This is a genomic window from Aureimonas phyllosphaerae, from assembly GCF_900113065.1.
Classification (GTDB): domain Bacteria; phylum Pseudomonadota; class Alphaproteobacteria; order Rhizobiales; family Rhizobiaceae; genus Aureimonas; species Aureimonas phyllosphaerae.
Genome location: NZ_FOOA01000008.1, coordinates 153,864 through 165,918, shown reverse-complemented (window position 1 = coordinate 165,918; position 12,055 = coordinate 153,864). Strand labels below are relative to the sequence as shown.

The 12,055-nt window shown below is 68.3% G+C and carries 9 protein-coding genes; 7 read left to right on the top strand and 2 right to left on the bottom strand.

All coding sequences use genetic code 11. The features are described from left to right. Positions 1 to 69: 69 nt before the first annotated feature. On the bottom strand, positions 70 to 1,725 hold the full coding sequence (locus tag BM175_RS12050; protein WP_090963355.1) for an MFS transporter: 1,656 nt from the start codon (positions 1,723 to 1,725) through the stop codon (positions 70 to 72). A gap of 247 nt (positions 1,726 to 1,972) precedes the next feature. Here BM175_RS12050 and BM175_RS23230 point away from each other — a divergent pair, with 247 nt between their 5' ends. The 4 genes from BM175_RS23230 to BM175_RS12035 all read left to right on the top strand — a co-directional run bounded on the left by BM175_RS23230 (position 1,973) and on the right by BM175_RS12035 (position 5,358). Beyond that, positions 1,973 to 2,098, top strand: coding sequence for a hypothetical protein (locus BM175_RS23230; RefSeq protein ID WP_280137645.1), 126 nt, complete (start codon positions 1,973 to 1,975; stop codon positions 2,096 to 2,098). 255 nt (positions 2,099 to 2,353) lie between these two features. Continuing rightward, positions 2,354 to 3,385: an aspartate-semialdehyde dehydrogenase gene (locus tag BM175_RS12045; protein ID WP_090963354.1), complete on the top strand. Its 1,032-nt coding sequence runs from the start codon at positions 2,354 to 2,356 to the stop codon at positions 3,383 to 3,385. 155 nt (positions 3,386 to 3,540) lie between these two features. Next, on the top strand, positions 3,541 to 4,542 hold the full coding sequence (locus BM175_RS12040; protein WP_090963352.1) for an SDR family oxidoreductase: 1,002 nt from the start codon (positions 3,541 to 3,543) through the stop codon (positions 4,540 to 4,542). Positions 4,543 to 4,692: 150 nt separating this feature from the next. Then, complete coding sequence (locus tag BM175_RS12035) at positions 4,693 to 5,358, top strand: YiaD family glycine zipper/OmpA-like lipoprotein (RefSeq protein ID WP_090963350.1); 666 nt, start codon at positions 4,693 to 4,695, stop codon at positions 5,356 to 5,358. A 184-nt stretch (positions 5,359 to 5,542) separates the two neighbouring features. Here the strand turns inward: BM175_RS12035 and BM175_RS12030 are convergent, their stop codons facing one another. Continuing rightward, complete coding sequence (locus BM175_RS12030) at positions 5,543 to 6,769, bottom strand: MFS transporter (RefSeq protein ID WP_090963348.1); 1,227 nt, start codon at positions 6,767 to 6,769, stop codon at positions 5,543 to 5,545. A 247-nt stretch (positions 6,770 to 7,016) separates the two neighbouring features. On the opposite strand from BM175_RS12030, the gene BM175_RS12025 reads away from it, so the two are divergent. From BM175_RS12025 to BM175_RS12015, 3 genes are all read left to right on the top strand, one after another. Next, entirely contained in the window at positions 7,017 to 7,529 is a 513-nt protein-coding gene (locus tag BM175_RS12025; RefSeq protein ID WP_090963346.1) for a Ros/MucR family transcriptional regulator, read from the top strand. A gap of 201 nt (positions 7,530 to 7,730) precedes the next feature. Further along, the gene (locus BM175_RS12020) at positions 7,731 to 8,903 is read left to right on the top strand and encodes an efflux RND transporter periplasmic adaptor subunit (RefSeq protein WP_175526843.1); all 1,173 of its coding nucleotides are present in this window, start codon (positions 7,731 to 7,733) and stop codon (positions 8,901 to 8,903) included. Positions 8,904 to 8,909: 6 nt separating this feature from the next. Next, a complete protein-coding gene (locus BM175_RS12015; protein WP_090963343.1) occupies positions 8,910 to 12,035 on the top strand; it encodes an efflux RND transporter permease subunit in 3,126 nt (1,041 codons plus the stop codon). The last annotated feature ends 20 nt before the right edge of the window (positions 12,036 to 12,055 follow it).

Sequence of the window (12,055 nt, the reverse complement as noted above, 5' to 3'; positions counted from 1 at the left end):
TTCGATCATCCGAAACAGAAAGGGCCCCGGCATCGCTGCCGGGGCCCTTTTTCATGTCGGCCGTCTGCGTCAGTCGGCGAGGTCGACACCCTTCTTCTCGCGCACGAAGAGAAGGCCGATCGCGACCGTCAGCAGCGCGAAGATCACCGGGTACCAGAGCCCCGCGAAGATATCGCCGGTCGAGGCGACGATCGCGAACGAGGTGGCCGGAAGCAGGCCGCCGAACCAGCCGTTGCCGATGTGGTATGGCAGCGACATGGCGGTGTAGCGGATGCGCGTCGGGAAGAACTCGACGAGCGCGGCCGCGATCGGGCCGTAGACGATGGTCACGTAGATCACCATTACCGTCAGGATCGCAATGACCTTCAGGGCCTGGGTGTTGCCGAGCGCCGAGAAGAAGCCGTCGATCTTGACCTTGGCCGGGTCGGTGGCGGCGGGGTAGCCGGCCGCGACCATGGCGGGTCCGAGCGCCTCGGTGAAGGCCTTGGCGTCGGTGAAGGCGATCGGCGTGCCGCCGTTGACGACGAGCTGCGCCGGGGTGCCGGCGGGCGCATCGACCTGCGTGTAGCGGAAGGCCTGCTGCGACATGGTGCGGCGCATGACGTCGCAGGGGCTCGTGAAGGTGCGGATGCCGACCGGATCGAACAGCGAGCCGCAGGTGGCGGGATCGGCGACGACTTCGGCGCGCACGTTCTGGATGGCGCTAGAGTAGGTCGGATTGGCGGCCTGCGTCAGCGCGCTGAACAGCGGGAAGTAGGTGGCGGCCGCAAGCAGGCAGCCCGCCAGGATCACCGGCTTGCGGCCGATGCGGTCGGACAGCGCGCCGAAGATCAGGAAGCCGGGCGTCGCGATGATGAGCGCCCAGGCGATCAGGACGTTGGCGGTCAGGAGGTCGATCTTCAGCACCGTCTGCAGGAAGAACAGCGCGTAGAACTGGCCGGTGTACCAGACCACCGCTTGGCCGATCACGAGGCCGAACAGCGCGATCAGCACGATCTTGCCGTTCTTCCAGTTGCCGAAGGCCTCCGACAGCGGCGCCTTGGACTGCGTGCCCTCCTCCTTCATCTTCTGGAAGATCGGCGATTCGTGCATCTGCAGGCGGATGTAGATCGAGATCAGGAGAAGGATGATCGACAGGAGGAAGGGAATGCGCCAGCCGCCCTCGAGCCCGAAGAACAGGGGCTGCGAGGTCTGGAACGCGTCCTCGCCCATGTTGAGGCGCAGCGTCACGATCACCGCGAGCGACAGGAGGAGGCCCATCGTCGCCGTGGTCTGGATCCAGGCGGTGTAGAAACCGCGGCGGTTGCGCGGCGAATGCTCGGCGACATAGACCACCGCGCCGCCGTACTCGCCGCCGAGCGCCAAGCCTTGCGCCATGCGCAGCGCCACTAGGATGATGGGCGCCGCGACGCCGATCTGGTCGTAGCTCGGTAGGAGGCCCACCGCGAAGGTCGACAGGCCCATGATGAGGATGGTGAGGAGGAACGTGTACTTGCGGCCGACGAGATCGCCGAGCCGGCCGAACACGAGCGCGCCGAACGGGCGGACCAGGAAGCCGGCGGCGAACGTCAGGAGCGCGAAGATCGCCTGTGTCGCCGGCGGGAACTGCGAGAAGAACTGTTTGCCGATGATCGCGGCGAGCGTTCCGTAGAGATAGAAGTCATACCATTCGAAGACCGTGCCGAGCGAGGAGGCGATGATCACCTTCCGCTCCCGCTTCGTCATGGGTTTGCGTTCGGACGCCAGATCGGCGCTCGTTGGATAACTCGTCACGCCCTTGCCCTCCCAGGCCGCGTTGGTGCGGCGGCGCTCCGCGGCGCCTTAACCGGAAAAGTTACCGAATTCTGACGGAAAGGGAAGTTGCAAACTTGTCTTCGCCACAATCACAGGAATGTCATCCGGGTCGCGCCTGATGGAACCGACACTGGGGACCCGCATTCATCTCCCAACTCAACTGATCGGGAGCATCCCCATGATCCGCAGCATCCTCAAGGCCCTCTTCGTCGGCTGGGTCACCAAGAAAGTCACGCAGCGCGCCGCCCGCGACACGGTGCGCCCCCGTCCGATGGGCGGCGCCTATCCGGACCGTCGCATCTGACATTCGGCATCCGTTTCGACGGATCGCGGCCGGCGCCTTCGGGGGCCGGCCGTTTTCGTTTGCCGCCTCCATTTCGGCGACCTCATCCCGGCGATTGACTTCACCGCGCCGAGAGCGCATGAGCCTTGCCCATGTCCGCGCTCACCCTGACCAAAACCACGATCATTATCTGACCGCTCGTCCCGCTTGCCCCCGGGACGGGGCGACAGGAGCGTGACTTCAGGTTCTCGGGGCGAAGAACTGGCGGGTTTCAAGATGGGCTACAAGGTGGCTGTGGTCGGCGCGACGGGCAATGTCGGCCGCGAGATGCTCAATATCCTCGACGAGCGCGGCTTTCCGGCCGACGAAGTGGTGGCGCTGGCCTCGCGCCGCAGCCAGGGCACCGAGGTGTCCTACGGCGACAAGACCCTCAAGGTGAAGGCGCTCGAGAACTACGACTGGGCGGGCACCGACATCTGCCTGATGTCGGCCGGCGGCTCCGTCGCCAAGGAGTGGGCGCCGCGCATCGGTCAGGCCGGCTGCGTCGTGATCGATAACTCCTCCGCCTTCCGCTACGACGCCGACGTGCCCCTGATCGTGCCGGAGGTGAACGCCGACGCCGTCACCGGCTTCACCAAGCGCAACATCATCGCCAATCCGAACTGCTCGACGGCCCAGCTCGTCGTGGCGCTGAAGCCGCTGCACGAGAAGGCGACCATCAAGCGCGTCGTCGTCTCGACCTACCAGTCGGTTTCCGGCGCCGGCAAGGAGGGCATGGACGAGCTCTTCGAGCAGAGCCGAGCCGTCTTCGTCGCCGATCCGGTGACCGCGAAGAAGTTCACCAAGCGCATCGCCTTCAACGTCATTCCCCATATCGACGTCTTCATGGAAGATGGCTCGACCAAGGAAGAGTGGAAGGTGATGGTCGAGACAAAGAAGATGCTCGACCCGAAGATCAAGGTCACCTGCACCGCGGTGCGCGTGCCGGTCTTCATCGGGCATTCCGAGGCGGTCAACATCGAGTTCGAGAACCCGATCACGGCCGACGAGGCGCGCGAGATCCTGCGCGAGGCACCCGGCTGCCTCGTGATCGACAAGCAGGAGGACGGCGGCTACGTCACGCCGATCGACACCGCCGGCGAGGATGCGACCTATATCAGCCGCATCCGCGAGGACCAGACGCTGGAGAACGGCCTCAACATGTGGGTCGTCGCCGACAACCTGCGCAAGGGCGCCGCGCTCAACGCGATCCAGATCGCCGAGCTTCTCGTGAACCGCAAGCTGATCGGCCAGCGGAAGGCCGCCTGACGCCGCTTCCGCCCGAACAGATCGAGGCCGGTCTCCCTTAGAGGGGGCCGGCCTTTTTCGTGGGCCCCCGGTCGATCGGCAGTCGGCCACGATTTGCGCGCCGAACGGCCCGTGCCGTCCCGGCGTTCGTCCTGTGATTCAACGGGAAACGCAGCATGGCCGGTCATCGTCGCACGCTTTCGGGAATGGTGGTGGTGCTGACGGGCGCAAGCTCGGGCATCGGCCGGGCGACAGCGCTGGAGGCCGCCCGGCGCGGCGCGCGCCTCACACTCGTCGCGCGGGGTCAGGGGCAACTAGAGGCCGTGCGCGCCGAGGTCGAGGCGCTGGGGGCCGAGGCGATCGCCCTGCCGGTGGATGTCTCCTCCGACGAGGCCCTGCGCAGCGCGGCCGAGGCGGTGGTCGCCCGCTTCGGACGCTTCGATGCCTGGGTCAACAATGCGGGCGTCGCAGCCTACGCGACGCTCACCGACCTGCCGCTCGCCGATCACCGGCGCCTGTTCGAGACCAACTACTGGGGCACGGTCCACGGCTCGCTCGCCGCCGTCGCCCATTTCCGCTCGCGGCCGGGGCGTGGCCGCCTGGTCAATGTCGGCTCGGTCAACGGCGACGTGCCAGTGCCGCTGCTTAGCGCCTATTCCGCTTCGAAGCATGCCGTGAAGGGCTTTACCGACGCGCTGCGCATGGAGCTTCTGGCCGCCGGCGACCGGATCGACGTCGTGCAAATCAAGCCGTCCGGCATCGCCAGCGCCCTGCCCCACCATGCACGCAACCATCTCGCCGCCGAGCCGCGCGTCATGCCGCCGCTCTACGCGCCAGAACTGGTCGCCACGTCCATCTGCGACGCGCTGGAGCGGCCCGTGCGCGAGGTTACGATCGGCCTTCCCGGCGGTCTCCTGCGCCTCGGCATGGCGGTGGCTCCCAGCCTCACCGACCGGGTCATCGCCGCCGTCGTGCCGCCCATCACCCATTCGCGCCATCCCCTGACGCCGACCGACAATCTCGACCGGCCGACCGAGGGCGGCCGCATCCATTCGCCTTATACGCGCGGCATCCCGATCAGCCCCTACACCGCTCTCCAGCTGCATCGCGCGGCGCTCAAGATCGCCGGCCTGTCGCTCGGGGCGCTCTGGCTTCTCGCCCGGCGGCGGCGGCGATGACACGGCCGGGGCATTTATTTTCAGGCCGGAGACGAAAGCGGGTCGTCAGCCCCAATCCAGCCCAGACTGTTTTCTAGCCCTTTCCTCACGACCATCGAGGGCCTCCCGCCGCACGAGGAGCCCCGAACCATCGGAAGGCTGGAACTCGTCATGAAGAAGCTCATCCTGGCTGCCGTCGCGTCGGCGAGCCTTTTGGCCGGCTGCACCACCGACCCCTATACCGGCGAGCAGAAAATCTCGAACACCGCGGGCGGTCTTGGCATCGGCGCGGGCGCGGGCGCGCTCGGCGGCTACCTCGTCGGCCGCGCCACGGGCACCGATCCCGGCCGCGCCGCGCTGATCGGAGCCGGCATCGGCGCCATCGGCGGTGGCGGCATCGGCGCCTACATGGACCGCCAGGAGGCCGACCTGCGCGCCCAGCTGCAGGGCACGGGCGTCTCTGTCACCCGCCAGGGCGACCGGATCATCCTCAACATGCCCTCCAACATCACCTTCGACACCAACGAGGACCAGGTCCGCTCGGAGTTCTATCCGACGCTCCAGTCCGTCGCGATCGTGCTCAACAAGTACGACCGCTCGATCGTCGACGTCGCGGGCAACACCGACAACGTGGGCGGCGAGGGCTACAACTTCGCCCTGTCGCAACGCCGCGCCTCCTCGGTCTCGCAGTTCCTGGCAAGCCAGGGCGTCAACCCGCGCCGCCTCAACACGCAGGGCTACGGCATGAGCCGCCCGATCGCCTCCAACGCCACGGAAGCCGGCCGCGCCCAGAACCGCCGCGTCGAAATCTCCATCTCGCCGCTCGAGGCGGGCTGATCAAACGGGTCGTTCGTGGGAGACGCAGGGGTTTCACCCCTGCACCCCACCAGGGGAATGATTCCCCTGGACCCCCATCTCTCGTGACATGGAAAAGGGGCCGATGGCCCCCTTTTCCATGTCAAAAAGAAAGAAGGGTCCGGGAATTCTTTCCCGGATGGGGTTCGGGGCGATAGCCCCGCCGTTACCCCCGAGATGCCCGCCCGTCCATCCGCCAGCTGACGGCGGCGACGCCGAGCGCCGACAAGGCCAGCGCGGCGGAGGCGAGCGGCAGGGCGTCGTAGCCGAGGCCGGCCGAGATCATCATGGCGCCGAGCCAGGCGCCGAAGGCGTTGCCGAGGTTGAAGGCGCTCTGGTTGATGGTGGAGGCGAGGTTGCGCGCCCCTTGCGAGGTCGCGACGATGCGCATCTGGATCGGCGAGGTGAGGCCGAAGACCACCATGCCCCAGAGGAGCATCAGGGCGACCATGACGACGGGGCTCGACGCGAAGACGTGGATGCCGACGAGGATCGCGGCCATGGCGGCGAAGAGCCCCATGATGGAGGGCATGAGCTTCCAGTCGGCGAGCTTGGCGCCCGCGAGGTTGCCGATGGTCATGCCGGTGCCGAGCACGAAGAGGAGGTAGGGGACGCTCGTCTCGGCAAGGCCCGTGACGCCGACGAGGAGCGGCGCGATGTAGGTGTAGAGGACGAAGAGCGCCGAGGACGCGAGGACGCTCAAGGACATGGCGAGGAGCACGGGCGGACGTACGAGCGCCCGCAGTTCCTCGGCGAAGCGCACGCCCGGGCGCGGCCGGCTGACGGGCACGAACAGGTAGATCATCGCGGCGGTCGCGGCCGCGAGTGCACTGACCACGAGGAAGGCGGAGCGCCAGCCGAAGGCCTGGCCGATGACGGTGCCGAGCGGCACGCCGAAGACGTTGGCGAGCGTCATGCCGACGAAGAGCATGGAGATCGCCTGCGCCTCCTTGCCAGGCCGGGCGATCTCGGCGGCGAGCACCGCGCCGATGCCAAAGAAGGCGCCGTGGGCGAGCGCGGTGAAGAGGCGCGCGGCCATCAGGAGCGTGTAGGTCGGTGCAAGCGCGCAGGCGAGGTTGCCGGCGAAGAACACGAGCGCCAGCAGGAACAGCGTGCGCCGGCGCTCCCAGCGCGAGGTGAGGACGGCGAGGAGCGGTGCGCCGAACACGACGCCGAGCGCGTAGCCGGTGACGAGGAGGCCGGCCTGCGGGATCGAGACGCCGAGGTCGCTCGCCATCGTGGGCAGGAGGCCCATGATCCCGAACTCGCCCGCGCCGATCACGAAGGAGCCGAGGGACAGCGAGGCAAGCGCCAGGCCGACACGAGGTGCGGCGCGGTCACGCGCCTGCGTCAGGTCGGCCGGACGGACGGCGGGGGCGGACGGGTGGGTCATGGATCAATCACTCATGCGAATCAGCCGCAGGCTGACCACGAATCGGTATCGTGCACCATGTCCCGAATTGCATGTCAGGCATGCGAAGACGGGCCCGGTTCCGCGGCCACGTCGTCGAAGGTCTTAATATCGGCGATATTGGACAACTAAGGGTCGATAATTCAATAACGATGTTGTCGCGAGCCGCGGCGACTGGACCAATATACGCGACTACGTTATTTGTCCGAAAAACTTCGAGAGGGTTGAAATGGACAGCAGTAAGGACGTCTCGCGTCGGGCTCTGACGGCTCAGATCGTCAAGGCCTATGTCAGCAAGAACCATGTGACGCGCGACGACCTGGCGCCCCTGATCGGCGTCGTCTACGCCTCGCTCGACTTCGATGCTGCCAAGGAGCCGGAAGCGGCGCCGGCCGCACCGCTGGTGCCGGCGGTTCCGGTCAAGAAGTCGGTGACGCCGGACTATCTGATCTGCCTCGAGGACGGCAAGCAGTTCAAGTCGCTGAAGCGCCATCTGAAGACGCATTACGACCTGACCCCCGAGGCCTACCGCCAGAAGTGGGGCCTCGCGCCGGACTATCCGATGGTCGCCGCCAACTACGCCGCCAAGCGCTCCGAGCTCGCCAAGAGCATCGGACTCGGCCGCAAGGCCGCGCCCGAGTTGGAGCCCGAGGTCGAGGAGGCGCCCGCCCCCGTCGAGGTGGAGGCCGAGAAGCCCGCAAAGCGCCGCCGCGCCACCAAGAAGGCGGCCGCCGCCGAGTAAGTCATCCGCCCTCGGGCCGGCGTCTCGTCGGCCCGAGGCCTGACCGGCGCCGCCCGCTGCGCCGTCCTGCGCAGGCCTTCTCCCGATCGCCCCACGCCGGTCACCATCCGGTGATGCGACATCGCGCCCGCCCCGCGTGTGGGAACGATTGCCCCTCCCGCCGATTGCGCCACGATGCACACGGCCGGAGACGATTCCCAGATGAAGCCGCTTCCCACCGCGTTCGCCGTCCTGCTCGTCGCAGCCGGAGGGCTCGCAGCGACCGCCTATGGTTTCGGCTGGCCGGAGCCCGTGGCCGCGCTCCTGCCCGGCGCGACCGCGGAAGCCGAGGCGGAGGAGCGCGAGGAGCCGCCGACGCCGGTGGTTCTGGCGAAGGCGGGGCTCGCCGACATCGCCCTGACGCTCGAAGCCGTCGGCGACACGGTGGCGCGCGAAAGCGTGACCGTCTCGGCGCGCGTGTCGGGCCGGGTGCAGGAGATCGCCTTCACCGACGGGCAGGATGTCGCCGAGGGCGACATCCTCGTGCGCCTCGATCCGGCCGATGCGGAGGATCAGGTGCGCGTCGCGGAAGCGGCGGCCGACGAGGCACGCCAGGCCTTCGGCCGCGCCGCGCAGCTGGCGCAGGACGGCACGGGCCCCCGTGCCGTCGCCAACGACCTGCAGCGGCAGGCGGAAGCGGCCGAGGCCGAGGTCGCCTCGGCGCGCGAGCGGCTCGACGACTACAACATCCGCGCCCCCTTCGCGGGCCGCCTCGGCCTGCGCAACATCAGCCTTGGCGCCCTGATCCAGCCGGGCGCGGAGGTGGCGCTGCTCGATGCCGTCGATCCGATCGAGATCCGCTTCACGGTGCCGGAGCGCTATCTCGGTCAGATTCGCATGGGCGCGCCGATCGAGGCGACGTCCGTCGCCTTCCCCGACGAGCGGTTCCGCGGCGAGGTCACGGCGATCGCAAGCCGTGTCGATCCGGCGCTGCGCACCGTGACGATCGAGGCGAGTGTGCCGAACGGCGACGAGAAGCTCCTGCCGGGCATGCTGATGAACGTGACCGTGGAGACCGGCCAGCGCGAGGACGCCGTCGTGGTGCCCCCGCTCGCGGTGCAGGTCGAGGGCGCGAACCATTTCGTCTTTGCCGCCAACGACGGCAAGGCCGAGCGCGTCGAGGTGCGCGTCGGCCAGCGGGACGCCGACCAGGTCGAGCTTCTGGAAGGACTGGAGGCCGGTCGGGAGGTCGTGGTCGAGGGCTTCCAGGACCTCACCTCCGGCCAGGCGATCGAGCCGAAGGATGCGGGTGAGGGCGACACGCCGCCCGCCCGCGACGGGCCGGAGACCGGCCCCGGCGAAGCCCAGGCCGCCACCCCGGCCGCAAGGGGCTGATCGTTCATGCGCCTCCTCGACAGCGTCATCACCCGGCCGATCCTGGCCGCGTCGTTCAACCTCCTCCTGATCGCGATCGGCATCGGCGCGATCCTGTCCCTTCCGATCCGCGAGTTCCCCGACGTCGATCCGCCGTCCGTCACGGTGAACACGATCTACCGGGGCGCGCAGGCCGAGGTGGTGGAGCGCGAGGTGACGCGCATCATCGAGGAGAACCTGTCGGGCATCGCCGGCATCCGGCAGATCCGCTCGACGACGCGCGACGAGAATTCCGACATCGACCTCGAATTCGTGGCGGGCACCGACATCGACGCCGCCGCGGCGGACGTGCGCGACAAGGTCTCGGCAGTGCGCAACGACCTGCCCGACCTCGTCGAGGAGCCGGTGATCGAAAAGGCCTCGGCCGACGATCAGCCGATGATGTACCTGACGGTGCGCTCGGACGAACTCGACACCGCCGCCCTCACCGACATCGTCGACCGGACGGTGGTGGACGCGATCGGTGCCGTGTCGGGCGTGTCCCAGGTCCAGATCGGCGGCGAGAAGCGCTATGCCATGCGCATCTGGCTCGACCGGCGCGCCATGGCCGCGCGCGGCGTGACGGCCTCCGACGTGTCGGCGCGCCTCGAGGCCGAGAACGTCGAACTGCCGGCGGGCGAACTCGAGACCGCGACGCAGGCGATCACCCTGCGGGCCGACACGCGATTCTCGTCGGCCGACGAATTCCGCGAGTTGTCGCTCGTAGACCGGCAGGGCAACCGGGTCCGGCTCGGCGACATCGCGACCGTCGAGGTCGGCGTCGAGGACCGCAATTCCGGCTTTCGCGTCGACGGGCAGGACGCGATCTCGCTCGGCGTCGTGCGCCAGTCCAACGCCAACACGTTGGAGATCGCGCAAGGCGTGATCGAGGAACTCGATTCGGTGCGCGACCAGATCCCCGATTCGGTCGAGATCGCGGTCGGCTACAACGAGGCCGTCTTCATCCGCGAGAACCTGAAAAACGTCGCCTCGACGCTGATCCAGACGATCGTGGTGATCGTGGTCGTGATCTTCGTCTTCCTCGGCTCCGTGCGCTCCACCATCATCCCCGCCGCGACGATCCCCGCCTCGATCATTCCGGCCGCGATCGTCGCCGTGGCGATGGGCTTCTCGCTGAATACCCTGACGATCCTCGCCGTCATCCTCGCGATCAGCCTGTGCACCGACGACGCCGTCGTCATCATGGAGAACATCCGCCGCCGCCAGCAGCAGGGCGAGCCGCTGCTCCTCGCCGCCGCGCGCGCCACGCGGCAAGTGGGCTTTGCGGTCTTCGCGAGCGCGCTGGTGCTGATCGCGGTGATCCTGCCGCTCGCTTTTCTCGGCGGCAATGTCGGCCTCCTGTTCCGCGAGTTCGCCGTCGTCCTCGCCGCGATCGTCGGGTTCTCGACCACCGCGGCGCTGACGCTCGCGCCGATGCTGTCCTCGAAGCTCTTCACCACGCGCACCGAGCCGACGCGCATGGAGCGCTTTGTCGGGGACCGGCTCGAACGGCTCGGCAACGCCTACAAGCGCGTGCTGGGGGTCGCCGTCCGCCATGTCTGGCTGACGCTCCTCGCCGGCCTCGCCTTCGCCGGCATCGGCGCCTTCGCCTTCACCGTAGTGCCGAGCGAACTGGCGCCCGACGAGGACCGCGGCGCGATCATCGTGCGCGCGGAAGGGCCGGAGGGCGCCTCGCCCGCCTACATGTCGGACAAGATGCGCAGCCTCGAGACCGTGGTGCGCGAGACCAACGGCGAGGACGGGCCGATGCGCGCCATCCTCACCGTCCTGTCACCCGGCCGCACGGGACAGGGCCAGCCGACGGTCGGCATCCTCATCGTCCAGCTGAAGGACTGGTCGGAGCGCGAGGAAACCCAGATGGCCTTCCAGCAACGGCTGCAGGAGGCCCTGCCGGCGGTGACCGGCGTGCGGGCTTTCGCGATCAACCCGAACGGCCTCGGCATCGGCCGCGGGCGCCCGCTCTCGATGGTGGTGAAGGGGCCGGACCGCGACGTTCTCGACGCGTGGTCGCAGGAGATCGTCGAAAAGGGCCGCTCGATCCCCGGCCTCATCAATCTCGATTCGGACTACGACGACACGAAGCCCCAGGTGCGCGTCTCCGTCGACCGCTCGCGCGCCTCGGCGCTCGGCGTCGACGCGCAGGCGATCGGCGAGACGCTGCAGATCATGTTCGGCGAGGCGGAGATCACCCGCTATGTCGAGCGCGGCGAGGAATACGAGGTCATCCTCCAGGCGCGCGCCGAGGACCGGCTGACGCCGTCCGACATCGACAACGTCTTCGTGCGATCCGGCCAGGGCGAGCTGATCCCGCTGTCGAGCGTCGTGATCCGCGAGGAGGTGGGCACGGTGCGCGAACTCGAGCGCCTCGACCGCCAGCCCTCGATCACCATCGGCGCCAACCTCGCCCCCTCGCTCTCGCTCGGCGACGCGCTGGCGCAGCTGGAAGAGATCGCCGTGGAGACGCAGCCGACGGGCACCGAGATCGCCTATACCGGCCAGAGCCTCGACTTCCAGGAGACGGGGTCGGCCGTCCTCTTCATCATGCTGATGATCCTCATCCTCGTCTATCTCCTGCTCGCCGGCCAGTTCGAGAGCTTCGTCCACCCGTTCGTGATCCTGATGGCGGCCCCCGCCGCGCTCGCCGGCGGCGTCCTCATCCTCTGGGCGATGGGTCAGACGCTCAACATCTACAGCCAGATCGCGATGCTGCTCCTCATCGGCCTCGTCGCCAAGAACGCGATCCTTCTCGTGGAATTCGCCAACCAGCTTCGCGAGGAGGGCGCCGAGCCGTTCGAGGCGGCCGTGGAAGCCGCGGGCCAGCGGCTGCGGCCGATTCTGATGACGACGCTCACCACCATCATCGGCGCGGTGCCGCTACTTCTGGAATCGGGCGCGGGCGCCGAGGCGCGCACCACGGTCGGCGCGGTGATCGCCGCCGGCACGACGCTCGGCACGTTCCTGACGCTCTTCGTGGTGCCTGCGCTCTACGTCCTCCTGTCGCGCTTCTCGCCGCCGCGCAACGCGCTGGAGGCCGAGCTTGAGACACTGGAGCGCGAGAACCCCGACCGCGGCCAGCCCCAGCCGGCGGAGTGAGCGCGGCGGGATGAGGCAGG